At 39.3% G+C, this 25,195-nt stretch carries 17 protein-coding genes and 1 pseudogene; 17 read left to right on the forward strand and 1 reads right to left on the reverse strand.

Annotated elements, in window-relative coordinates:
• The first annotated feature begins 40 nt into the window (after positions 1–40).
• Both recQ and PU629_RS11220 read left to right on the forward strand, forming a co-directional pair.
• Positions 41–2,176, forward strand: a complete 2,136-nt coding sequence (recQ, locus tag PU629_RS11215; protein ID WP_275280157.1) for a DNA helicase RecQ — start codon at positions 41–43, stop codon at positions 2,174–2,176.
• 154 nt (positions 2,177–2,330) lie between these two features.
• A pseudogene (locus PU629_RS11220) lies at positions 2,331–2,478 on the forward strand (DUF255 domain-containing protein).
• Between the two features lie 383 nt (positions 2,479–2,861).
• Here the strand turns inward: PU629_RS11220 and PU629_RS11225 are convergent.
• The gene (locus PU629_RS11225) at positions 2,862–4,742 is read right to left on the reverse strand and encodes a sigma-54-dependent Fis family transcriptional regulator (RefSeq protein ID WP_275280158.1); all 1,881 of its coding nucleotides are present in this window, start codon (positions 4,740–4,742) and stop codon (positions 2,862–2,864) included.
• A gap of 409 nt (positions 4,743–5,151) precedes the next feature.
• Between PU629_RS11225 and PU629_RS11230 the strand changes: the two genes are divergently transcribed.
• The 15 genes from PU629_RS11230 (at position 5,152) to PU629_RS11300 (ending at position 25,100) form a co-directional block, all read left to right on the forward strand.
• Complete coding sequence (locus PU629_RS11230; RefSeq protein WP_275280159.1) at positions 5,152–6,144, forward strand: thiamine pyrophosphate-dependent dehydrogenase E1 component subunit alpha; 993 nt, start codon at positions 5,152–5,154, stop codon at positions 6,142–6,144.
• A 116-nt stretch (positions 6,145–6,260) separates the two neighbouring features.
• Complete coding sequence (locus PU629_RS11235; RefSeq protein WP_275280160.1) at positions 6,261–7,289, forward strand: alpha-ketoacid dehydrogenase subunit beta; 1,029 nt, start codon at positions 6,261–6,263, stop codon at positions 7,287–7,289.
• Between the two features lie 26 nt (positions 7,290–7,315).
• Positions 7,316–8,548: a dihydrolipoamide acetyltransferase family protein gene (locus PU629_RS11240; RefSeq protein ID WP_275280161.1), complete on the forward strand. Its 1,233-nt coding sequence runs from the start codon at positions 7,316–7,318 to the stop codon at positions 8,546–8,548.
• A 15-nt stretch (positions 8,549–8,563) separates the two neighbouring features.
• Positions 8,564–9,943, forward strand: coding sequence for a dihydrolipoyl dehydrogenase (gene lpdA / locus PU629_RS11245; RefSeq protein ID WP_275280162.1), 1,380 nt, complete (start codon positions 8,564–8,566; stop codon positions 9,941–9,943).
• 273 nt (positions 9,944–10,216) lie between these two features.
• Complete coding sequence (locus tag PU629_RS11250) at positions 10,217–11,266, forward strand: 2,3-butanediol dehydrogenase (RefSeq protein WP_275280163.1); 1,050 nt, start codon at positions 10,217–10,219, stop codon at positions 11,264–11,266.
• Between the two features lie 1,888 nt (positions 11,267–13,154).
• On the forward strand, positions 13,155–14,357 hold the full coding sequence (locus PU629_RS11255; protein ID WP_275280164.1) for an ROK family transcriptional regulator: 1,203 nt from the start codon (positions 13,155–13,157) through the stop codon (positions 14,355–14,357).
• A gap of 584 nt (positions 14,358–14,941) precedes the next feature.
• Positions 14,942–16,330, forward strand: a complete 1,389-nt coding sequence (locus PU629_RS11260) for an ABC transporter substrate-binding protein (RefSeq protein ID WP_275280165.1) — start codon at positions 14,942–14,944, stop codon at positions 16,328–16,330.
• Between the two features lie 62 nt (positions 16,331–16,392).
• Positions 16,393–17,292, forward strand: a complete 900-nt coding sequence (locus PU629_RS11265; RefSeq protein ID WP_275280166.1) for a carbohydrate ABC transporter permease — start codon at positions 16,393–16,395, stop codon at positions 17,290–17,292.
• 9 nt (positions 17,293–17,301) lie between these two features.
• The gene (locus PU629_RS11270) at positions 17,302–18,207 is read left to right on the forward strand and encodes a carbohydrate ABC transporter permease (protein ID WP_275280167.1); all 906 of its coding nucleotides are present in this window, start codon (positions 17,302–17,304) and stop codon (positions 18,205–18,207) included.
• Positions 18,208–18,211: 4 nt separating this feature from the next.
• Positions 18,212–19,198: an N-acetylglucosamine kinase gene (locus PU629_RS11275; RefSeq protein WP_275280168.1), complete on the forward strand. Its 987-nt coding sequence runs from the start codon at positions 18,212–18,214 to the stop codon at positions 19,196–19,198.
• Positions 19,195–20,505 carry a 6-phospho-beta-glucosidase gene (locus PU629_RS11280; RefSeq protein WP_275280169.1) on the forward strand — a complete coding sequence of 437 codons (1,311 nt, stop codon included), beginning with the start codon at positions 19,195–19,197 and terminating at the stop codon, positions 20,503–20,505. Before PU629_RS11275 ends, PU629_RS11280 begins: the two co-directional genes overlap by 4 nt.
• 39 nt (positions 20,506–20,544) lie before the next feature.
• Positions 20,545–21,675 (forward strand): GNAT family N-acetyltransferase, encoded by a 1,131-nt coding sequence (locus PU629_RS11285; protein WP_275280170.1) that lies wholly within the window; start codon positions 20,545–20,547, stop codon positions 21,673–21,675.
• A gap of 59 nt (positions 21,676–21,734) precedes the next feature.
• Entirely contained in the window at positions 21,735–22,709 is a 975-nt protein-coding gene (locus tag PU629_RS11290; RefSeq protein ID WP_275280171.1) for a Gfo/Idh/MocA family protein, read from the forward strand.
• Positions 22,709–23,689, forward strand: coding sequence for a Gfo/Idh/MocA family protein (locus PU629_RS11295; protein ID WP_275284403.1), 981 nt, complete (start codon positions 22,709–22,711; stop codon positions 23,687–23,689). The genes PU629_RS11290 and PU629_RS11295 overlap by 1 nt, the downstream gene beginning before the upstream one ends.
• 241 nt (positions 23,690–23,930) lie before the next feature.
• Complete coding sequence (locus PU629_RS11300; protein WP_275280172.1) at positions 23,931–25,100, forward strand: MFS transporter; 1,170 nt, start codon at positions 23,931–23,933, stop codon at positions 25,098–25,100.
• Positions 25,101–25,195: the final 95 nt, after the last annotated feature.

Here is a 25,195-nt window from a genome sequence, read left to right on the forward strand (position 1 = left end):
TATAATGAAAAAATGAATAGAAATAAGCGGGGGTTTAGTCATGCTTAACGAAGCCAGAGCTGTTTTAAAGAAAACATTTGGCTATGAGAATTTTCGAAAAGGACAAGAAAGTATTATTGATCGTTTGCTTTCTGGACAGGATACAGTGGGGATCATGCCGACAGGTGGCGGGAAATCCTTGTGTTACCAGATTCCTGCACTTCTTTTTCCTGGCGTCACATTGGTGATTTCGCCTCTTATCTCTTTGATGAAGGACCAAGTGGATGCGCTAGAGGAAGCAGGAGTTCCGGCCACTTTTATTAATAGTTCATTGTCAAGTCAAGAGGTGCAAGAACGCCTTGACGTTGCCGCGTCGGGCGGTTACAAGCTGATTTATATGGCACCTGAGCGTTTGAATGTGCCTTATTTTATTGAGTGGTTGAATCGGCTCCCGATTTCATTGGTTGCTATTGATGAAGCCCACTGTATTTCACAATGGGGGCATGATTTCAGGCCAAGCTATCGTAACATAAAACAAATGATTGATCGCTTGAGAGAGAAGCCTATCGTTGTTGCCTTAACTGCAACGGCAACTCCCCAAGTCACTCAAGATATTTGCGAGCTCCTAGCGATCCAAGAATCATCGGTTGTACAAACCGGTTTTGGCCGCGATAATCTCTTTTTTCAAGTCATCAAGGGACAAGACTCTAGAAAATATATCGTTCAGTATCTTAAAAAGAATCCATCGGAGTCTGGCATTATCTATGCGGCAACAAGAAAGCTCGTGGAACAGCTTTATCAGTTTTTAAAAGAAAAAGGCTTTAAGGTCGGTAAATATCATGCTGGTTTAAGTGAAAAGGAAAAGATTAGAGAACAAGAAGCCTTCTTGTATGATGAAGTGACGGTTATGATTGCAACAAACGCTTTTGGAATGGGTATTGATAAATCCAATGTCCATTTTGTGATCCATTATAATATGCCAAAAAATATCGAGGCCTATTATCAAGAAGCAGGGCGCGCTGGGCGTGATGGGCAAGCGAGTGAATGCATTCTCTTATACTCTCCCCAGGACACGCAAATTCAGAAGTTTTTTATTGATCAATCCGAAACAATGAATCCCGTTCAAAAGACACGCGAGTATGAAAAACTTCAGCAAATGGTGGGGTATTGCCACACAGAAGGCTGCCTTCAATCCTATATCCTCGAATATTTTGGTGACACGGAATCAGCTCCTTGTGGGCATTGCGGGAATTGCTTAGATCATCGCGAGTCGGTTGATGTGACTCGTGAAGCACAGATGATCCTTTCATGTATCAAACGGATGAAGGAACGCTTTGGAAAATCGCTGATTGCTCAAGTTGTAACCGGAGCCAATAATCAAAAGATTCGACAGATGAAATTTAATAGTCTACCGACCTATGGCATTATGAAAAACTATAATCAAAAAGAAGCTTCTGAACTGATCGATTTTTTAACAGCTGAAGGGTATTTAAAGCCAACAAGTGGTGCTTTTCCGGTGTTAATGTTAACAAATTCTGGTGCTGATGTACTATTAGGCAAAGCAACCGTGTTGAAAAAAGAGGCCGTACAGGCGAAGCAATTTGCAGTTGATAATGCATTGTTTGAAGATTTGCGTACTCTTAGAAAGCAGTTTTCGGAAAAAGAAAACGTTCCACCTTATATCATTTTTTCAGATGCGAGTTTGCGAGAAATGAGCTCCAAGCTTCCAAAGACTGTGGAGGAACTATTAGATATCAAAGGTGTCGGTGAACAAAAATTAGAAAGGTATGGACAAGCCTTTTTAGCTGAAATCGTCAACTATTGTGAAGAAAATGATGTTGAGAAACCTAAGGAAAAAGAAAAAACACCATCCGCACCACAAATGCAAATCATAACAACCAATAAAAAATCCTATGAAGTAACGCATGACCTTTACAAAGATGGCTATTCCTTACAGGAAATAGCTGATGCGCGAGCCATGTCGATCATCACCATTCAAAATCATCTCGAACAGGCGAGTGCTAATCATCTTGAAGTAGACTGGGATCGTTTTATTAATGCTGATTATGAAGAACAAATAACAAACGCGATTCACCAAATCGGGACAGACAAATTAAAGCCGCTAAAAGAGGCATTACCTGAAGAAGTTGACTATTTTATGATCAAAGCTGTGATTCAAAAGCTAAAACAAGGATAATAGCGACTAGGAGCAGGCCATCGGATTGGGCACTATTTTTCTAAAAATACAGTTGTATATTTAGTTAAAATTGACACTAATTGTTAGTGTCTTTTCTCTTTTAGGGTAAACCTAACAATGGAACCATTAAATATGGAAAAAGGTGAGCTAGGAAATGTCAATGGTTCAACCCCCTAATAGATTAAATGCCGAGAAATCCCCTTACTTACTTCAACACGCCTTTAACCAGGTCGATTGGTAACTCATGGGGAAAGGGAGCATTTGATAAGGCGAAGCGGGAGGGGAAGCTTGGTTTTGATTAAATCGGATATTCCTAGAGGTGACATTGGTCCACATGCATTGATAGGATGTACTTGAAACTGTTAAATTACATAAAAATTATGGGGCAACCTATTTCTGATACATTTAAATGGACCTTACCCAGATAGGGGCGGATTCTATAATTTTTTCTCGGAATAATCATCAAAAAAAGAATACTCTTTGAAATTCATAGTAAGAGGCAAAATAAATCAACAGCGTCTACCGAAACTGGAAAGGAATTAATCGACGTTTATCGGTACATTGCGGTAGCGAGTAATACACAAAGTAGTTTGCTAACATTTTATTACAAAAAATCATGTTGGAAAACTTAAGTGCTAGTTCTTAATTCTTAATTAATGAACAAATGAGTTGAACAATCTCACCATTAAATTCCAAACTTCCGCAGCCTTTTATAAAAAGTACTTCTTGGGATTTCAAGTAATTTCGCGGCAGCCGTCACATTTCCTTTTGTCTTTTTTAAAGCATCCAGCATGAAGTCCCTCTGTATTTTTTCTCGGGCTGTTAACTTCGTTTCAACTGCTTCTTTATCTTTCTGCCCAATTAATGAAGAACTGCTTGGTTGTTTAAAAGTTAAGGATTCCATGCTATTAACAATAAGATCCTGACTTGATTGATTATCGAGCGACATAATGTGCAGCCGCTCTAAGACATTTATTAATTCCCTTATATTTCCTGGCCATTCATAGTCTTTCAATCTGTCAGATAGGTCATCCACATTAAAATTATTCCATTCTTTTCTTTTACAGAAATACCGGATAAGATACGGGATGTCCTCTTTTCGATTTCTAAGAGGGGGAACGTCAATAGGATATACATTTAAACGGTAAAAAAGATCCTCACGAAAATTCCCTTTTTTTATATGTTCCATAATATCACGGTGGGTTGCTGTTATAACACGTACATTTAATGGGATTTCCTTCGTACTGCCAACCGGAGTCACTTTCCTTTCCTGAAGAACACGGAGCAACGCTACTTGCATTGAGTGAGGGATTTCACCAATTTCATCAAGAAATAGAGTTCCTTGTTGAGCCTGTTCAAATTTCCCTTTATAACCCTTCCGTCTTGCCCCAGTAAAGGCTCCTTCAACATAGCCAAAAAGCTCACTTTCCATAAGGTCTTTTGGAATCGCTCCGCAATTTAATGCGATAAATGGACCATCTTTTCGTGGACTGTTGTCATGAATTGCCCGTGCAATCAATTCTTTTCCTGAGCCGGTTTCACCGGAAATAAACACTGTAGTATCTGTTGGAGCTACAAGTTTAACTTTCTTTAAGGTGTTTTGAAAAACTTCACTCGTCCCACGCTCCCCTTTAAAAATAAAGGGTTTTGAATGGCTTAGCGAATGTAAAGATATGTTTTGACGCGATTGTTGCATCTCTGAAAGGAAATAACAGCTTCCAACAATCCGGTTGTTTTTCTTTGAATGGAAGGGCAATTCAGACACAATTTGGTATCCGTTATGTAAGACTTCATCTAGAAACATTCCAATCGATTGTGGGAACCTTTCGCGAACGGGTTTACTTGCGGAGATGACCGTTTGTTTTTGATTACAAACTAGAAAGAGCCGATTTTGGTGAGTTTCTGCCAGATGGTCTGCTTGTTGGACAAGTGCTATTTCCTCCTGATAGGAACGCTTACTTATGTCTTTTTCAATTGCATAAGAAATGGATGCGACCATTCCAAGCATAAAGGGGTGGGAAGACTTAATTGGACATGAAACATCAATGACACCCAAGAGGTTGTCATTATCGTACAAAATTGGTGTGGCAGAACAACTCCATTGATGGGAAGCAACGGAATAATGCTCAGCCCCATTAATAGTAACAGCTTCTTTTGATTCTAATGATGTCCCAATTGCATTTGTACCGACCTCACACTCGGTCCAGCGTACCCCTTCAATAAAATTAATGTTTCGTGCTTCAGACAAGGTTGTTTCGTTTCCAGTTAAAGATAGAACATATCCATCCGGATCGACCAAAAGGGCCATCATGCCAGAATCCTTTATAGCTTGATCCATCCTTTTTATATAGGGAGAGGCTAATTCGATCAGCAGAGAATTCTTCTCTTTTTTTTCACTAAGTTCTTCTTTTGATAATAAATCCAGGCCTTTATTTAAATAAGGATTTACCATTGCTTTTTTACAACGGTACCAAGATTCCAAAAGCCGCTTGTTCAAACGTGCTGAATCAAGAATTCCTTCATTAACAAAACGCTTCCAATCATCAAAATGAAAAGTAGTATTCATAAACCCTCCTACATCATGGTGAATATTGTCAAAGTAATTTGAGACGATTACTTATTTGTAAATCCTGCCAAGAAAAAAGGAGTAAAAGAAAGAATTCTTTCAAAACAAATATTATTAATCTAGTTCCAATTATACAAAACAGAAAAAGCGCTTTCAACCCAGCGGTTGCCATTTAAAAAAATATCTTAAAAGCTTCGGGTTTTATCTCGAGGCTTGCGTCGTTATAATAATAGCTCTAAATCGTCCTAGATTAAGTAATCGAAAAGAGACAAAACGAGACAGTTGTCTCGCTTTGTCTCTTTTTTTGCATCTTAATTTTATTTAATCATTGAAACTATCCCTTTTTGTTTCTTGGCACAGTTCTTGCATGAATAAAAGTGTATTCACTATTTCTAGGGAGGCTTAATAAATGAGAACGATGGAAGGTAAAGATGTCATTTTAACAAAGGGAAAAGCTCAGTGGATGTATCAAAAAATGTTGGAAATCCGTCATTTTGAGGATAAGGTTCATGAGTTATTCGCAAAGGGGATCTTGCCAGGATTTGTTCACTTATATGCTGGGGAAGAAGCCGTTGCTGTTGGTGTATGTTCTCATTTAACCGATAAAGATAGTATTACAAGCACCCATCGCGGGCACGGACATTGCATTGCCAAAGGCTGTGATTTGAATGGCATGATGGCAGAAATCTATGGGAAAGTTACCGGATTATGTAAAGGAAAAGGAGGTTCCATGCACATTGCGGATCTCGATAAAGGGATGTTAGGTGCCAATGGAATTGTCGGCGGGGGCTTTCCACTTGCATGCGGTTCTGCCTTGACAGCTAAAGTAAAAAAGACAAACGATGTAAGCGTTTGTTTCTTTGGGGATGGTGCTCAAAACCATGGGACATTCCATGAAGGAATTAATCTTGCTTCCATTTGGAATCTACCGGTTATTTTTGTTGCCGAAAATAACGGTTATGCGGAAGCCACTCCATTCTCTTATGCATCCAGCTGTAAATCAATTGTTGATCGAGCGATTTCTTATAATATACCAGGTATCAAGGTGGATGGAAAAGACATCTTGGCTGTGTACCAAGCAGCAGAAGAGGCTGTCTCGCGGGCACGACGCGGGGATGGCCCAACTCTAATTGAATGCGTCACATATCGAAATTATGGTCACTTTGAAGGAGATGCCCAAAAATACAAAATAGAAGCAGAAAAATCTGAACATTTGAAGGAGAAAGATGCGATTCTTCAATTCAGAAATTATTTGCTAAGTGAGCAGCTTTTAGCTGAAAACGACTTAAATGCTTTAGAAAAATCTGTTGAAGAAGCGGTTAATCAAGCAGTGGAGTTTAGCGAAGAGAGTCCTTATCCAAGTCCTTCTGAATTGTTAACCGATGTATACGTCTCTTATTGAACTTTTATGAGAGCTCGATAAATAGGGAACCAAAATAACAACTTAGATCACCGGCTGAATCCATCAAAATTTAGAAGTTTAATTCGGAGTGACTAATTAAAAGGAGGAATTAAATTATGGCAAGAAAATTAAGCATGTCAGCTGCGGTTAATGAGGCTATGAAACTTGCAATGCGTAAAGATGATAATGTCATTTTATTAGGTGAAGACGTTGCCGGCGGGGCTGAAGTTGACCACTTACAGGACGAAGATGCATGGGGTGGTGTACTCGGAGTCACAAAAGGGCTCGTGCAAGAATTTGGTCGAGAGCGAATTTTAGACACCCCAATTACAGAAGCAGGTTACATGGGCGCTGCAATGGCAGCTGCATCAACTGGCCTGAGGCCAATCGCTGAGTTAATGTTTAACGACTTTATTGGTAGTTGTTTAGATGAAGTATTAAATCAGGGAGCAAAGTTCCGCTATATGTTTGGGGGAAAGGCACAGGTTCCAGTTACAATCCGAACCATGCATGGTGCTGGATTCAGAGCGGCTGCGCAGCACTCACAAAGTTTATATGCTTTGTTTACTGCGATTCCAGGCGTGAAAGTGGTTGTCCCAAGCACACCTTATGAAGCAAAAGGACTATTACTTGCGGCAATCGAAGATAACGATCCTGTCATCTTTTTTGAAGATAAAACCCTTTACAATATGTCAGGTGAGGTTCCTGAAGGCTATTACACGTTACCAATTGGTAAAGCAGATATCAAGCGAGAAGGCTGCCATGTGACCATTGTAGCAGTCGGCAAGATGGTGAATACCGCACTGGAAGCGGCTGAACAGCTTTCAATTAAAGGAATTGAAGTGGAAGTTGTTGACCCCCGCAGCTTATCACCATTGGATGAAGAAACCATATTATCGTCTGTTGCAAAAACGAACCGACTAATCGTGATTGATGAAGCAAATCCAAGATGCAGTATTGCTACTGATATCGCAGCACTCGTTGCAGATAAGGGATTCGATACACTTGATGCTCCAATTAAACGGATTACAGCCCCCCACACGCCTGTACCGTTCTCACCGTCACTTGAGGATCTTTATCTGCCTAAAGCAGAAACGGTGGTCAAAGTGATAAGAGAACTATTAGGTGAATCTTTGGAAGTCTAAGCAGGGAGAAGGAAGGAGAGTTAGACATGTCAGTAGAAGTTGTTATGCCGAAATTGGGGATGGCCATGAAAGAAGGCACTGTGTCGATATGGAATAAGGAAGTCGGAGACCCTGTTGAAAAGGGTGAAGCGATTGCGAGTGTTAACTCAGAGAAAATTGAAATGGACATAGAATCACCTGCAGAAGGTACAGTGTTAAAAATTACTGTTCCAGAAGGAGAGGGGGTTCCTCCAGGGACTGTAATTTGTTATATCGGAGCTCCAGGTGAAGAAGTCGCTTCGGCGAATGCAGTAGAAAAAATACAAAGGCAAAAAGCAGATAATGTTGCACCTGAAAACGAAAAAAAGGAACCTGTCTCTTCAGTAAAAACGGCTCGGGACCGCGTGAAGATTTCGCCAGTCGCAAGGAAAATGGCGGAAGCAGCCAACGTTGATATTGAAACTATTAAGGGAACGGGGCCAGGAGGAAGAATAACGAAGGAGGATGTACAGGAAGCCATAAAGAATTTGGACGCTCATCAAGATGAACTGAAAAAGGATAAGAGCGAGATTCCTGTGAATGCAATAGAAGAGATCGAGCAAATCCCGGTCAGCGGGATACGAAAAGTGATTGCAGGACGCATGTATGACAGTTTGCGAAAAACAGCACAGCTAACGATTAACATGAAATCGGACGTGACGGATTTAATCGCTTTACAAAAGCAAATGGCCCAATCTGTTCAAAATCGTTATGAAAATAAATTAACGGTGACCGATTTCATTGCACGAGCCGTTGTCCTTTCACTTCAGAAGCATGGGCAGATGAATAGTGCGTATATTAACGATAAAATTCTTTTGTATAAAAACGTTCATCTTGGAATGGCTGTTGCGCTTGAAAAAGGGTTAGTGGTTCCGGTCATCCGAGATGCTGATCGTTGTTCACTAATTGATTTGTCGCGAAGCATTAAGACCCTGGCTCAAAAAGCAAGACAAGGACTGCTTACAATTGAGGAAATGCAGGGTTCCACATTTACGATTAGTAATCTCGGCGGTTACGGTGTTGAGCATTTTACCCCAGTTTTAAATCCGCCTGAAACAGGAATTCTTGGTGTTGGAGCCGTTTCTGACACCCCAACTTTTAATGGGGATAAGTTAGAAAGAAGAAGTATTCTGCCGCTTAGTTTGACTTTTGACCACCGTGTATTAGATGGAGCTCCAGCTGCAGCATTTTTACAAACGGTAAAACAATATTTGGAAGAGCCAATAACTATGCTTTTATAGAAAGAAGGGAACACATTGGCAACGATCGCAATTATAGGTGGTGGTCCTGCTGGGTATGTGGCTGCAATTACTGCAGCCCAGCAGGGACATAATGTAACACTTATTGACCAAAGGCAGCTTGGAGGCACATGTTTAAATGAAGGATGTATGCCAACGAAATCTCTTTTAGAAAGTGTTGGAGTGTATAGTAGGCTGCAACATGCCGGAGAATTTGGGATTCGTCTCCGATCCGATCAACTTGAAATTGATTGGAATACCGTCCATGAACGTAAAAACAAGATTGTGTCCAGACTGGTTCAAGGAATTCAATATTTAATGAAGAAAAATAAAGTGAAAGTAATAAAGGGAAAGGCAATATTTCAAACAAGCTGTAGTTTACGGATTGAAAATAATGGGTTGAAAGACGAAATCACCGCAGACAAGATCATTATTGCTGCAGGCTCTGAACCCATCCAACTGCCATTTGCTCCATTTGACGGTGATTGGATTGTTCATAGTGGTCAAGTCATGTCACTTCAGTCAATCCCTTCCTCTCTTCTCATTATAGGCGGAGGTGTCATCGGCTGCGAGTTTGCTAGTATTTACTGTAAGTTGGGGACAAAAGTGACCATTGTAGAGATGGCTGAGCAACTGCTTCCAGGAGAAGATAAAGATGTAGCCGACATCTTACATAAGCAGCTTGAGAACGATGGTGTATCTATTTATCTTTCCACCAGACTAATAGATTTAAATAAAGATCAGAAGAAGGCGATATTTGAAAGCGATAAAGGTCTCCATGAGGTTCAATCAGATTTGGTTCTTATTTCGATTGGACGAAAGCCAAAAGTGACTAACTTGGGTCTTGAGAACATCGGAATGGATGTTTCTAAACAAGGAATTCAGGTCAATGAGCAGATGCAAACGAATATTCCCAATATCTATGCATGTGGGGATGTAATCGGTGGTACTCAGCTTGCCCATGTTGCTTTCCATGAAGGTAAAGTGGCTGCTTTGAACTCCTGTGGGATGGATACAAAAGTAAATTATCGAGCTGTCCCACGATGTATTTATACTTCACCTGAAATTGCCAGCGTAGGTTTAACAGAAAAGCAAGCGAAAGACCAATATGGTGACGTAAGGGTTGGAGAATTTCCATTTTCCGCAAACGGAAAGGCTTTAATTGCCAATGAGGAGATCGGAAAAGTAAAGGTGTTGATTGAACCAGAGTTTGGAGAAATTGTTGGCGTCTCGATTGTCGGGCCCCATGCCACCGAATTGATAGGACAAGGAAGCCTTATGCTTCACTCTGAATTAACAACGGACAGTATGGAACATTATATTGCTGCCCATCCAAGTCTATCTGAGGCAATCTATGAAGCATTGCATAGTACAATTGGAAATGCTGTTCATGTTTAAATTAAGATTTCGACAAAAATTAATTTGATTTCTTTTTGGGGTGATGTTTTTTTAAATCAATTGTTAAAATAGCATTGAACATTAGAGCGGTTAGAGGAATAAGGCGGACGTCTAGGCCGAGGTGTTTTAAATATAGTTGTAAATGATTACGCAAAGTAACAAAAATGATTGTAACCTCGATAGATTTTGTTAACGTCTTTCTAGTATTCATGGTGTTACTTTCTCAAAAAACTAGCAATGACATGATTTAAATACACATAAGGAGAGAAGTACATGAAAGCATTAAGATGGCATGGAGTAAAAGATTTACGACTAGATATCATCGCAGAACCGTCTGCTGAAAAAGATAGAGTAAAAATAAAAGTAGAATGGTGCGGGATTTGTGGAAGTGATTTACATGAATATACTGCTGGACCGATCTTTATTCCAACTGAAACAGCACATCCCTTAAGTGGAGACAAAGCCCCTATTGTCTTGGGGCATGAGTTCTCTGGACGAGTGGTTGAAATTGGTGAAGAAGTTATGAGTGTTAAGGTTGGGGATCGTGTGGTTGTTGAGCCTATTTATGCATGTGGGAAATGTTCAGCTTGTAAACAAGGGGCATATAATCTTTGTGACAAAATGGGCTTTTATGGGCTTGCTGGAGGAGGCGGTGGCTTCTCAGAATATGCATCCATTCCAGAAGTAATGCTTCATAAGATCCCAGAAACGGTGTCCTATGAGCAAGGGGCACTTGTTGAACCATCAGCAGTGGCTCTTCATGCAGTACGACAAAGCAAAATGAAAGTGGGGGATAAAGCTGCAGTTTTTGGAACAGGGCCTATCGGACTCTTAGTGATTGAAGCATTAAAAGCATCAGGTGCATCTGAAATTTATGCAGTTGAGTTATCAGAACAACGGAGGGAAAAAGCAGAAGAACTTGGTGCAATTGGCATTGATCCAGGCCAAGTAGATCCTGTCGAACAAATTCTTAAATTAACAAATGGAGGGGCAGTGGTTTCTTATGAAGTTACTGGTGTTCCTAGCGTTCTAACTCAAGCAATTAACTCCACCATGATTGGTGGAGAAACGATGATTATAAGTATTTTTGAAAAAGAAGCCTCTATTCATCCTCAAAATATTGTCTTAAAGGAACGTACGATTAAGGGAATTATTGGATACCGTAATGTTTTCCCAGCTGTTATTAGTTTAATGGCACTAGGTTATTTCCCTGCTGATAAATTAGTGACTAAACGAATTAAACTTGATGACGTTATCGAAGAAGGGTTCAAGGCTTTATTAAAAGAAAGAAATCAAGTGAAAATTTTAGTCAAAGCCGACTAGATTAAAAAGGCTGGGACAGAAGTCGTTTACGAATAGTAAAAACCGAACTTATTCACACATTTTAACGTGATGGGTTCGGTTTTTCATTTATAAGTTAAGTCCTTTATGAAACGCTAGTCAAAATACGTCGCTTTCCGTGGGCACGGCCACAGTCTCCACAGCAAAGAAAATGCTTGCAGAGTCTTCGGACACGTGCTGTTCCGCAGGAGTCTCCGTATTTTGAGTGCGCTTCCTATTTGTTTCTGTACTTATAAAAATTTACTGTTCGGAATTTAACTCAGTTATTTTCGTTTGGTTCCGGCCACGTTTTTTAAGTGCGCCCAGTATGTGCGTTAAGGTCTCGAACAGTAAAGGCAGAAATAACTATAGCCTAAAGAAGGTTGTCCTTGATGACTCTATATTTAAGTAAGCAGGTGGGAAATCTTTGGTCTGAGGAGCACTAACTTCTATTAGACGAACTATAACTGGAGGAGTCTGTCAAATTTGCCAAATCAGAAATATATTTCCTTCAAGCATAAATAAAGCTGATATGAAAGGAACTATTTTTTCTTCAATTATATAAATGTGACTATTAATTAAAGGAGTTATGAAAAGAAGAAAATTTAATGGAGTAACGTCAGTAAAAAGTCTGGGAGTAAAATCTTAACGGGTTTACTTGTGAGGTGCAAAACTCTAATTATCACCTTAATTCACAGAAAGAAAAGACTAGTAAACGTCAAAACAACCGAATCTTTTGAGATTCGGTTTGATTATTTTCATAAAAGGCAATCGATTACCTATTTGATTAAATGGCTAAGGTAGAGATTTCTAAATAAGCGGAGAAATTCCGCTTATTTAGAAATCAACATTGAAAATAGCTAAAATAGACGGAGAAATTCCGACTATTGACTCAAAAAACATGAAAATGGGTCATTTCTTTTTGTTTAAACGGAAAAACTCCGCTTATTTACGACGAACTGAACGCTACTTTGGTTGATAACGGAAAAATTTCCGCTTATATCAACGATCACAGGTTACTCTAAGATTTCTTGTTCAGTCCTTTTTTACCTTAAGAACCATTTTTTCACAAAGTCTTCGATAATTTAACTTCTATTTTAACATATATATCCAAATGACTTGGTAATCCCCCTACCTTTCACTTGCTCAATCACCGGTTAATTCACACACCGCCAATAATTATTTCCACCCATGTAAATTAAACTGTGATTTGATAGGTGATTTTCGGATGAAATGGTTAATAACCATTGATATTACAATAAACGTCGCACGGTGAATGACTAGGTAAAAACCCGTGCGATTTACCTTGATAGTTAATTGTTTGCACCTCTGAAGTGAACCTGTTAGTAAAATCTAAGTTTTCTTTAGTAAGGATATTTTTAAATATATGGTCCCACATCTTTTCTGGACTACAAATTGAGCAGGCCATGGGATAACGAAGAGCTCCGATTATAAATCTGTCGATGGCTGGGGAAGGTTAAATCCTAGTTTAGTGAGCAATAATTGTATTGGTGCTAAGACTTGCTAAAAGAACTGGGACAGGTACCAAGCACTTTTAATTAAAGCAAAAGGACATTTAATAAATTGTTATTAAGAGTTATATTAACCGAAAATAAACGAGGTTCGGAACACATGTGTGAAAACAATATTGTTTTAAATATAAAATAATTATAAAAGACTTGAAAATGATAATATTTAATGAAAAAGAGAAAAAACAGTTATGACGCTATGGTGGATAAGATAATAATCCTAATAACTTAGCTTTTCTTTAAGAATTCATTTTACTTAGACCCCTATACGAAAAACATCCCGACGTATACAACAAACTTATTAAAGACTATGGAAAAAGTTGGTTTATTGTGGTAAAATTCACTCAATTAGGGGGAGAATCATGAATAGAAGAACTGGGGACTTAAAATTTATGCAGGAAATTAATAGATCCATTGTCTTTGATTTTATTAGGAAGCATGGACCTATTTCTCGAATTGAGATTGCTAAGTCAAATAATCTTAGCCCAACAACCGTCACGTCTGCTGTAAATGAACTGATTAAAAATGGGTTTGTTGAAGAGGGGGAGACAGGAGTTTCAAATGGAGGAAGGAGACCTGTTTTGCTGAAGTTTTCTCCTAATAAACGAACCATTATAGGGGTTTCCATAAGGAATACCATGATTGAAATTGGTGAATTAAATTTGGAGCCCAAAGTTTTGCAGGTGATTTCTTATCCTGTTGATAATTTAATTGGTGAGGATTTTATTAGTTATCTTCTGGAATGTCTTGAATATTTTTTATCTGAAATTTCAGATCTTCATAAATGTATCGGGATTTCGATTGTGGCACCCGGAATTGTGGATTATAAAAATGGGATTTTAAGGTATAACTCAGCCTTAGAATTAATTGAAATTCCTTTACGAGATATGGTGGAGAATCGCTTTAAAATAAAAACACATCTGGAAAATGATACAAATTCGATTGCACTTGCGGAAAAAGAGCTAGGAGAAATAGATGAATATAAGGATTTATTTTACATCATGGTAGGAGATGGCTTAGGCGCAGGTGTCGTGATTAACAATTCAATCTATCGTGGAAACCAAGGCGGGGCGGGGGAATTTGGACATTTTATTGTGGAAAGAGGAGGGATCCTTTGCGATTGTGGAAGTAGAGGGTGCTTAGGGAATTACGTGGGGTGGCCCTATATATATTCGCGAATCATTTCTGCAATATCTCGAAAGAAGAAAACGCAGTTAGCCAAAATGGCGAAGGGGGATCTTAATAAAATTACATTAGATAAGTTCTTTAAAGCTGTGGATGAAGGAGATGTACTTGCAGTTAATATTCTTGATGATGTTGTAGATTACTTATCAACGGGAATAATTAATATTGTGAACTTGCTTAATCCTGAAATTATCATAATAGGTGGAGTACTTGGTGCAAGTGATACACTTGTTGCTAAATTAAGAGACAGAGTCATTTCACAAGGGTTGTCAACAAATACACATGACTTGGACATTCGAAGTACGGCTTTAGGTAAAGACTTTATGTTGTGCGCAGCAGCTAATCTCGTGTTACATGAATCCCATCATATAGAACTCTAAAAGAAATTTTAAGAAAATAGATATAAGAGGGGGTGTTAAGAGCTGGAGTTTTTTTGATTTTGTTATAATTTAAAAAATTATAAATTCTCATTGAATTATTAGTTTGTTTGTTTTAATATGTAAATACAATCACATATTAATTCCGATGGAAAAAGTAAGTAGTTTATTGTAAGCGTTAACTAATGGTCTAGAAAGGTCAAATGGATTTGAAAATCCAAAAAACTCTACAGATGAAAAAAATAAAGCTTTACCTTCTATAATTGCGGTTTTATTTTACTTTTTATGAGTAATAGAAAAATGAAATAAATTAAAAAAACAAATTGTAAGCGCTGTCTAAAGTAGTGACTGTTGCAATTCAACTTAATCTTAGTTTTTCCACTGGGATTAAAAAGGTTGTAAGAAAAACTAACGAAGTGTTGGATTTGCATAAATATAGGTAATATTTTTAAAAATATCAGTCTCAAAAATTTAATTAATTCATTCATTAAAGGGGGTGGTAAGTAGCAAATGGGAAGGTGTAAGAATGCAAATATTCAAGAGGGAATTAGCAAACTAGCGATAGAAAAATTTGGAGGTGTTTATACATGAAAAAGAAACAAGGATCAAAATTATTAGTAGTTGCAACAAGCCTCATATTTGCACTTTCAGGATGCGCCGTAACTAATAATAGTTCTAGCACTAGCAGTAACTCTGTAGGAACAAAAACCAGCAATTCAGAATTGAAATGGCAGAATTGGTCAAATGTCAAAGAAAATCCGAAGCTAAAGGGACAGACAATTACAATCCTTTGGAATGTCAGCTCGCCGACAGCAGAAAAGCTAAGCAAAAAACTTGAAGCGCAATTCACCAAAAAAACGGGAATTAAGGTTAATAACCTCAGCGTTGATTATAACAGTGTCTACAACAAAGTAATGACCAATGTGCAAAGCAATTCGCATAGCATTGACCTTACAGAAATGGATACGATTTGGGCTGGGCAATATGATAAAGGAAATATCGCCGTAAACTTGAAGAACATCATCCCTAAGAGTGTGCAAAAAGAGTTTACACCTTCATCCCTGACATCCGTTAGCTACAACGGAGATATTATGGGGGTACCTTGGTTCTCAAGTACGAAGCACTTTTATTGGAATAAGACAATGTTTAAAGAAGCTGGGTTAGATCCAAATAATCCACCTAAAACATACGATGAATTTTTGAAAGATTCTAAGATTATTCAATCGAAGCTTGGCAGCAAGAATGTCTATGCATCGGGCTGGTCCTGGGAGCAGGCAGAGTCTCTAACATGTGATTATGTCGGATTCCTTGGAGCATACGGCGGCACCTTCTTCAACAATCAAGGAACGCCAGAGTTTAACAGTCCTGGCGGTGTAAAAGCTTTGCAAATGATGCAAACACTTTATAAGAGCGGCACGATCGATCCTGCGAGTCTCCAGTGGAATGAAACACAAGTACAAAATGCATTTGCTTCTGGCAAAATTGCGATGATGACTAACTGGGAAGGGATGTACCCAATGCTCAATACAAAGTCACAATCGCAAGTTGTTGGTGAAACTTCTCTTGGCCTGCTTCCTGGTGAAGGCAATGTTAAGTCGTCAGCTGTTACAGGCTCTGAAGGTGTAGCTCTGCTTCAAAGCAGCCAGCATAAACAAGCAGCGCTGGAATTCTTAGAATTTATTGCATCAAATGACTACCAATATCCTGAGTTTAAAGAAAACGGACAATATCCAACTATTCAGGCTGATTACAGCGATCCGAAATTTAAAGCAGCGGACCCAACAAACACAATGGGACCAATCGAAAATCAATTCAATTATGCATTCAACCGACCAAACGCACCTGGATATGTTAACTGGTCTGATATTTTATCTGCTGATCTGCACAAAGTCATCATGGGACAAATGACACCAAAAGCAGGTTTAGACGATGCAAACTCCCAAATCGAACAAGCAATTAAACAGGCAAACGGATAATTAAATAAATATAGACGAGTGTGCCGAGATAGTTGGCACCTCATCTGTTTTTGGAGGTTACTATGCGAAAAACTTCTAAACAAGAGAGGAAAAAATGGTATTTTGCCTACATGCTTCTCATCCCAACAGCCGTTTTTCTGTTAGCGATTTTTATCTATCCGATCTTTCAATCGTTGTATTGGAGTTTCTTGCACTACGATTTGCTCGATGGTTCTCCTATAAAATTTGTTGGATTTAAAAATTATATTCAAATTTTAACAGACGGACAATTTTGGTATTCTTTATGGAATGCGATTTGGTTTACACTTTTCACTTGTACGATGGAAACGATTCTCGGTTTCTTTTGTGCATTACTCTTGAATCAAAACTTTAGAGGAAGAACACTCTTTCGTGCTTCAATCATTATTCCTTGGGCGATTTTGACGATGGTCAATGGTTTGCTTTGGGATACTATGCTTCAGCCAGGTTCTAACGGAGGTGCGATTCAAATTGTCCTTCACGCCCTTCATTTATTACCTCAAAACAGTAATCCCGTATGGCTCGCAACGGTTACAGGATCTGTCTTTTTTGCAGGTATTGCTGATATTTGGAAAATGACCCCTTTTATGACCCTTTTAATGCTTGCCGGTTTGCAACCTATTTCAGGGGAAATGTATGAAGCGGCAATGATTGATGGAGCTGGATTCTGGAAGAAAATTTGGTTAATTACAATTCCTCAGTTAAAGCCTGCGATCATTGTTGCTGTAGTATTGCGTATCATGGGCGCGTTCCGCGTATACGATATCTTAACTGAATTTACAGGCAGTGACACCACTTCGGTCACTTATCTGACATTTAACAATGCATTTCGGTATTTTTATTTAGGAAAAGCGTCTGCAATGGCGTGGTTTAGCACCCTCTTTATTATCGGAATCATTATTTACTATATCCGTATTCTGAAAAAGAATATGGAGGAAGCGTGAGGTGGTAATATGAAAAAAATACAGAGAAGTGCTACAGATATTATCCCGCGCGGCTACATGTGGATTGGATTAATTCTATTGTTTCTCTTCTCAGTATTACCCTATGTTTATTTGGTCACAACATCATTTTCTAATCAAGTTGAGATCAATGCGGGTCACTTATTTCCGCAACATCCAACACTATCTAATTATCGGCAATTATTCAGTCCAAAGGATAGTTATGCTTTAGAGCTGATCCAAGCGATGAGAAACAGTCTCGAAGCTTCGATTTTAACGACGATCATAGCGCTTATTTTTGGCTCTATGGCAGCCTATGCGTTTGCCAGAATTAAATTCCCTTTCCGGATGACCGGGTTATTCGCAATATTGTCAATGCAAGTGCTTCCCACTGTCAGCATTGTTGTACCGCTTTATATGATGTTTCGTAATGGTTTTGGGATTCCAATTCCATTTACACACTATTCCATCCAATTAACTGGTCCTTTGCTAAACACGCCGTGGGCGCTCATTATATCTTACGCCTCGGGTACGATTCCTTACGTCGTGTGGATGGTCACAGGTTATTTTTCGGCAGCACCGAAAGAACTTGAAGAGGCGGCATATATTGATGGGTGTGGTCTTTGGGGCACCATGATCCGTATTATTCTTCCACTCTCCTTACCAGGACTTGCAGCTACTTTTATTTTTAGTGTGTTAAATAATTTTGACGAATTCATGTTTGCGAATGCCTTTACCAGTACATATGCCTCAAAAACAGTTCCACTTTTTATCGCAGAACTTGTGGGTAAACACAGCTTGCCTTGGGGACTGATGTGTGCGGCAGGAGTTGTTGCGACCATCCCGTTTGTCATTTTATCCATGATTTGTTATCGCTGGATCGTTACTGGCGTAACGGCTGGAGCAGTAAAGGGGTGATTATGTGACGTATATTCTAGGACTTGACGGTGGAGGAAGTAAAACCTTCGTCGCCGTTGTTGACGAAAAAGGCAACCTTTTAGGTAAAGGGACGGCAGGACATGGGAATTATCAAAACCAAAAAGTAGGAATCAATGGGGTTCTTTCCAATTACCGTTCTGCGATCGATGTGGCACTTCAAGAAGCAAATCTATCGATTGCCGACATAGAATTTGCTCAATTTGGGCTTGCGGGTGCCGATCGCGAAAAGGACTTCAGCATCCTTCGTCCAGCACTTAAAGAACTTGGTTTTAAAGCTTGGGATGTAGTATGCGACACCTATGAGGGGCTGCGCACAGCCAGCCGTGAAAATATTGGAGTTGTGTTGGTCTGCGGAAGCGGTACGAACGCAGCAGGTAGAAATCCATTTGGTGAAACCAAACAAATCGGAGGGTTTGGGTATTTATTTGGTGATACAGCGGGTGGAAGTTATTTAGCGCAAGAAGCTTTTCGAGCAGCATGCCGTGATTTCGAACGACGAGGTCCCAAAACTAGTCTGCGAAAAAAGATCGCTGATTATTATAAGATGAAGGAAATGGGAGAGGTTCTTGATTATTATTATGACAACGACCTCTACCAAACGAATTTAGATATGTGTAAACTTCTTCACAACGCTGCAGACGAGGGAGATCTGGTATCTATCGGGATTCTTAAATCTGTCGGACGAGAACTTGGCATCGCTGCCAATTCGGTGATCTATCACCTTGGGGGATTTAATAACATCGATATTCCTATTGTTCTTGTTGGATCTGTTGTTCAAAAAGGTAAAAACAAATATTTACTGAAAGAATTAGAGGATACAATTCGAAGAGAAAACCAAAACTTTCACTTCGTTATCCCGAAAATGGAACCTGTTTACGGCTCTGTTCTTTTGGCAATGGATCATCTTAACATTCAAGTTGACCGTGAGATCGAAAACAAATTTGAATCATACGGGGGTTACGAACTATGAAAAAAGACAGTTTGAAAGTTGCAGTAATTGGAGGCGGCTCTTCTTATACACCAGAAATTGTAGAAGGATTTATTCAACGCTATCATGAATTGCCAGTTCGTGAATTATATTTGGTAGACATCGAAGAAGGACGGCACAAGCTTGAAATTACAGCAGCACTCGCAAAACGGATGGTTGAAGAGTCTGGTTTACCTATTAAAGTCGTACCCACACTGAACAGACGAGAAGCGATTGAAGGTGCGGACTTTGTCACCACACAACTTCGAGTTGGACTATTAGATGCGCGTGCAAAGGACGAATCAATTCCCCTTAAATATAGCATTATCGGCCAAGAAACTACAGGAGCCGGTGGCTTTGCAAAAGCGCTGCGTACCATTCCTGTACTTCTCGATATTGCCCGTGATATTGAAGAACTTTCTCCAGATGCGTGGATGTTTAACTTTACAAATCCAGCTGGTATTAACACCGAAGCTGTCTTAAATCACAGCAAAGTGAAATCCGTCGGGCTTTGTAATTTACCGATAGGTACACAAATGCAAATTGGGAAACTTCTAGGTGTTGAAGCCTCGAAAATCGGTTTGGAATGGGTAGGACTTAACCACCTCAATTGGGCAACAAAGATTTTAGTTGAAGGCGAAGACCTTTTACCTGTGATTCTTGGAAAAGCATCCAGTGAAAAAGGGTTAACCATGAAAAATATTCCTGACTTCCAATGGGGTGAAGAATTTCTTCGTTCGATGGGGGCTCTTCCTTGCAGTTATCTTCGTTATTTCTATATGACGGATGATATGCTTGCGGAAGAACTTCAGGCTGCGAAAACAACAGGAAGTCGCGCTGAAGTAGTGAAGAAGCTTGAAGGAGAACTGTTCGAGATTTATAAAGACCCTAATCTTAAAGAAAAACCAAAGCAATTGGAACAACGCGGTGGCGCTTATTATTCTACCGCAGCGGTAAACTTGATTGATTCCATTTATAACAACCGCAACGATCAGCAAGTTGTCAACATTCAAAACAATGGTTTGCTTGATTTCTTACCCGATACAGCATCGATTGAAGCAAATTGTATTATTAATTCCGAAGGTGCAACACCTGTGCAAATTCGCTCAGAGATACCTAATCAGATTAAAGGATTAATTCAGGTCGTCAAAGCGTACGAGTCATTAACCGTTGAAGCGGCTGTTAGTGGTGACTACGGGACAGCCCTACAAGCACTTACCGTTCACCCATTGGTTACAAGTGCAAAAGTTGCCAAAGCAGTCCTTGATGATTTACTGAAAGCACATAAGCCGTATTTGCCACAATTTTAAGAAGGGCCCGGAAGGGCTTTTCTTATTAGGAGGAGTTACATGGTCACCATTAGACAAATTAGAGATAAAGAAGAACTTGAAAAATGTTATGACTTATGGGGTCAAGTTTTCCAAGGAAACGAAACAAGAGATTTTTTCGCGAATCGCTTAAATAAGGATTCCAGTTACAAGTTAACTACAACGTGGATTGCAAAAGTTGATAACGATATTGCTTCTTCGGTTCAAATTTTCCCCTATGAAATGCGCATCGGAAAGGAAAAACTCCTTGTAGGAGGAATCGGAAGCGTCGCCACTAATCGGTTGTATCGCGGGAAAGGATACGCCCAGGAAATCTTGCATGCCCAGAATCTTTGGATGCACCAAAACAAATATGACCTGTCACTATTATTTAGTGGAATTGGAACAAAATTTTATGAAGAGGTTGGCTATAAAAAAGTAAAAAATGTCGCCTATCAAGCTAAAAAGTTACCTAAGATCGAATCGGATCTGTTATTTGCTAAAGACGATGACATGGAAATGATCCAAAAAGTGTATCAAGAATACAATCGTGAAAAAACAAATAGCTGCATTCGTTCTTCACAATATTGGAAGGATCAGATCGCTTGGAGAGGGGAAACCAAAGAAAATTTTTGTGTGATTAAAGAGGATCGAGAAATAAAGGCCTACTTACGGTTCGAAAATAAAAAAGGAAAAACGAGTGTTCTAGAAGCATGTTACCTCCCTGGTGCGGAGATGTATATGACGAAACTTTTTCACCAGTTTTGTGCAAGCGCCTATTGTCTAAACGACTTTACTATAATGCTTCCAAACGATCACATTTTAACGCAAAACAGAGAGAAAATTGAAGAAGGGACACACATGTGGAGATTCTTTGATTTTCAAAATTTAATGCATAAGCTAGAACCCGTATTTAACGAAAGAATGCCGAACGATAAAAAAATAGTCTTCAGATGCGAAGAGGACTGTGTTGTACTAAATAGAAATAAAGTCGAAGTAACAGGTCATAACTACGACTACGATGAAAGAATACTTGTCACAAAAAAGGAATTTTTTGAGTTGTTAACGCAAGGCTATCAAGCCACAGAAAACCAAAAATTGAGAAACAATTCGATCATTCAAAAATTATTCCCACCACAAAATGGTATCCTTTGGCAAAGTGATTTTTTCTAAGTGCAAGACGTGTTTATAACATAAAGGATATAGACTGACCAAATTGAGGAGAGGTTTTTATGAAAATTGTTGTAATCGGTTCTGGCACCATGGCACACACCCATACGGATGCCTATACAAATATGACTAATGTTGAACTTGTCGGTGTCGTCGATATTCGTGAAGACCTCGGTCGCCCATTTGCACAAAAGTATAATATTTTATATTTTTCTTCTCTTGATGAGGCGCTGGAACAAACTGAAGTTGATGTCGTCGACGTTTGTGTGCCTACTTATTTGCATAAAAACTATGTTATTCAAGCTGCAAATGCCAAGAAGCATGTCATTTGTGAAAAACCATTGGCGAGAAGTATAGAAGACGCATGTGAGATGATTGAGCATTGTAAATCACAAAGCGTTCGCCTATTTGTCGGGCATGTGGTTCGCTTTTTCCCGGAATTCGAAAACGCACGCCAATTGATTCTCGATGGTGAAATTGGCAAAGTAGGAACCGTTCGTTTCTTCCGCGGCGGACCTTTTCCAAAGGCCACCTTCGAAAATTGGTATGCGGATACAGCTCGAAGCGGTGGTGTCATTTTGGACCTCATGATCCATGATTTTGATTTTCTGCAATGGACGTTCGGTAAGGCAGAAAGGGTTTATACCAAGGCGTTGCCTGATATGGATTACGCACTTACAAGTATTCGTTTTAAAAACGGTGTTATAGCAAATGTTGAAGGAAGCTGGTCAGATGTCGATGACTTTCACACAGAGTATGATATTGCAGGTTCTGAAGGTCTTCTTCAACATGATAGTCGAAAGGAAAAACCGCTCCAGATTTCACTGAAACAAGAAAATTCATGGAACGCAGAAGGCGTTGCTGTTCCTGAAAGCCCTATGTTTAAAAGGCCTTATCAACTAGAATTAGAGAATTTTATTCATTGCATTGAAACTGGTGAAACAGCACGTGTGACTCCAAATGATGCTTTGGAAGCACTGCGTCTCAGTTTCGCATCAATTGAATCTGCTAAGACAGGAAAGGCGGTAACATTATGATAAGAGTTGGCATTCTAAGCTTTGCTCATATGCACGCCTACAGCTATGCTCAAGTTTTACGTCAGTTAAAGAATATTGAACTACTCAGTGTCTACGACGAAGAGTTTTCTCGCGGTGAAAACTATGCAGCCGAATTTGGAGCCAAGTATTTCTCTAATATAGATGACTTCCTCCAAGATGAGAGTCTTGATGCCGTGATTGTTTGCAGTGAGAACAGTAAGCACAAAGAACATGTAATGGCTTGTGCCCAAGCAGAAAAACATATTTTATGTGAAAAGCCAATCGCAACGAACGTTGAGGATGCCCAACTTATGATTGATACATGTGAAAAATATAATGTCCTGCTGCAAATTGCTTTTCCTGTCCGTTATTCTCCTCCAATGGCTAGATTGAGGCAGATTATTCAAGAAGGAAAAATTGGAACGATTCGAGCCATGCGCGGGACCAACCACGGACGCAATCCTGGGGGATGGTTTATCGATCCTGCCCTTTCCGGCGGAGGTGCCGTACTTGATCACACCGTTCATATTATCGACATTATGCGTTGGGTATTACAAAGTGAAGTTAAAGAAGTCTTTGCAGAGGTGGATACAAAGTATTCAAATATTCTAACGGATGACTGCGGATTATTGACGTTTGAATTCGAAAATGGTGTGATCGCAAGTCATGATCCAAGTTGGTCAAGACCCGTAAGTTTTTCGGCTTGGGGTGATGTAACCCTGAAAATTGTTGGAACTAAGGGGTCTGTGTATGCAGACGCTCTCGCTCAACATATCGATGTCTACCGCAACAAAAATCTTCATCATGCTGCACATATGTGGGGAGAAGGGTATGACTTTGGTCTGGTATCCGATTTCATAGATTGCATTAGAACAAAGAGAACACCCTCGATTACCGGTTACGACGGTCTAAAAGCTGCAGAGGTTGCTTTTGCAGCATATGAGTCGGCGAGGATCGGTCAACCTGTAAGACTTTTATGATTAAAAGAGTTTTATAGCTGTAAGGGGGACAATGCTCACCAGCCAAGAGGACTTTTTTCTAAAAGAGGAATCCAATCGTGGTTGAATTCATGGCGTTTGGTTCGTGGATTTGTTTATAAGGTGAAGGCAAAGTGAGCCTTCCCACCTCAATAAATTAAATATCTAGGAAAAGTTGACCTCTATTATTAAGGTTAACTTGTTGTGATTTTAGTGTAAAGAGATTGAGATGGGGGGAGAGGCTTTGAAATTAAAAGTCTCACTGTTTTATTTAATTTTTTATTTGGCTGAAGGGGCTTTTATGCCTTTTACGAGTTTGTTTTTGCATCAAAAGGGTTATGACGGGGGCCAAATTGGGGTCGTTCTTGCAATCATTTCTTTAGCGGGAATAATTGGTCAGCCTATTTTTGGCGCGATTAATGACTCTGCAAAGGATTATCGAACGGTATTAAAAGTTACCACCTTCCTATCGGCGCTGGTGTCTTTTGGTTTTTTCTTAAAACAATACTTTGTACTCACGTTGATTATTGCCAGTTTATTTTCTTTTATTGTAAGCCCAATTGGACCAATTATGGACTCTATTTCAGTTGAAAAAGGACCACAATTTGCATTTTCATATGGTCAGGTTCGTCTTTGGGGAGCTTTCGGATTTGCAATCATTACAGCAATAGTAGGCTATGTATACAGTAATGTCGGGTACCAGTACAGTTTTACCATTTATGCGGCTTTTTCGATCCTAGTTTTTATTTTAATGTTTATTTTCCCGAAATTTGAAGCCCCAAAAAGACGTTCGGCGTTTGGAAAAGAGAGTTTGTCTGAGGTTTTAACGAATAGATCTCTTGCCTTATTCATTTTAATAAGTATTTTGATCTCATCCATTGTCAACATTAACTTCAGTTATCTCCCGATCTATTTTCAAAAAATGCACTATCCCATTAATCTTGTGGGTTGGAATTTCACAGTTGCTGCTTGTATTGAAATTCCTCTCTTTTGGCTTTCTGCAAAAGTAAGAGAAAAAATGGGGTTGTTTTCAATGCTCTTAACAGGTACATTGGCCTATTCGCTTAAATATTTGTTTATGGGCTTCGCTCCACCGGTTGGAATAGTCATTTGTTTACAGACACTTGATGGCTTAGCCTTTGCTTTTTATTATAGTGCAGCGGTCGAAATAATTAGCCAAATGGCTCCTAAGCGTGCAAAATCAACGTCGCAAGCACTTTTTGGTGCAGCAAGTGGGCTCGCTGGAATTATAGGAAATCTCGTCGGAGGTTTGATTATAGAAAATCAAGGCGCTCAGTTCCTTTATTGGGTCATGAGCGCTGTTGGATTATTGGCGACTTTCTTATTTCTTCTGTTTTCTCGAAAATCAATGTATCGATTGGAGTTTGAGACAGAAGCACGCAATCAGGCATAAGCCTAATTAAGAATTGTTTGGTTTCAATTATAAGGAGAGACGTGGTTATTTAGTCAAATGATACTTAATTCTTATGAACGTTAATGTAGCTTTTC

The organism is Pullulanibacillus sp. KACC 23026 (assembly GCF_029094525.1).
Lineage (GTDB): Bacteria > Bacillota > Bacilli > Bacillales > Sporolactobacillaceae > KACC-23026.

What these genes read in the sequence shown, in the direction of transcription:
- recQ (WP_275280157.1), top strand. Translation starts at nt 41, where the DNA reads ATGCTTAACGAAGCCAGAGCTGTTTTAAAGAAAACATTTGGCTATGAG.
- PU629_RS11225 (WP_275280158.1), bottom strand. Translation starts at nt 4,742, where the DNA reads ATGAATACTACTTTTCATTTTGATGATTGGAAGCGTTTTGTTAATGAA.
- PU629_RS11230 (WP_275280159.1), top strand. Translation starts at nt 5,152, where the DNA reads ATGAGAACGATGGAAGGTAAAGATGTCATTTTAACAAAGGGAAAAGCT.
- PU629_RS11235 (WP_275280160.1), top strand. Translation starts at nt 6,261, where the DNA reads ATGGCAAGAAAATTAAGCATGTCAGCTGCGGTTAATGAGGCTATGAAA.
- PU629_RS11240 (WP_275280161.1), top strand. Translation starts at nt 7,316, where the DNA reads ATGTCAGTAGAAGTTGTTATGCCGAAATTGGGGATGGCCATGAAAGAA.
- PU629_RS11250 (WP_275280163.1), top strand. Translation starts at nt 10,217, where the DNA reads ATGAAAGCATTAAGATGGCATGGAGTAAAAGATTTACGACTAGATATC.
- PU629_RS11255 (WP_275280164.1), top strand. Translation starts at nt 13,155, where the DNA reads ATGAATAGAAGAACTGGGGACTTAAAATTTATGCAGGAAATTAATAGA.
- PU629_RS11260 (WP_275280165.1), top strand. Translation starts at nt 14,942, where the DNA reads ATGAAAAAGAAACAAGGATCAAAATTATTAGTAGTTGCAACAAGCCTC.
- PU629_RS11265 (WP_275280166.1), top strand. Translation starts at nt 16,393, where the DNA reads ATGCGAAAAACTTCTAAACAAGAGAGGAAAAAATGGTATTTTGCCTAC.
- PU629_RS11270 (WP_275280167.1), top strand. Translation starts at nt 17,302, where the DNA reads ATGAAAAAAATACAGAGAAGTGCTACAGATATTATCCCGCGCGGCTAC.
- PU629_RS11280 (WP_275280169.1), top strand. Translation starts at nt 19,195, where the DNA reads ATGAAAAAAGACAGTTTGAAAGTTGCAGTAATTGGAGGCGGCTCTTCT.
- PU629_RS11285 (WP_275280170.1), top strand. Translation starts at nt 20,545, where the DNA reads ATGGTCACCATTAGACAAATTAGAGATAAAGAAGAACTTGAAAAATGT.
- PU629_RS11290 (WP_275280171.1), top strand. Translation starts at nt 21,735, where the DNA reads ATGAAAATTGTTGTAATCGGTTCTGGCACCATGGCACACACCCATACG.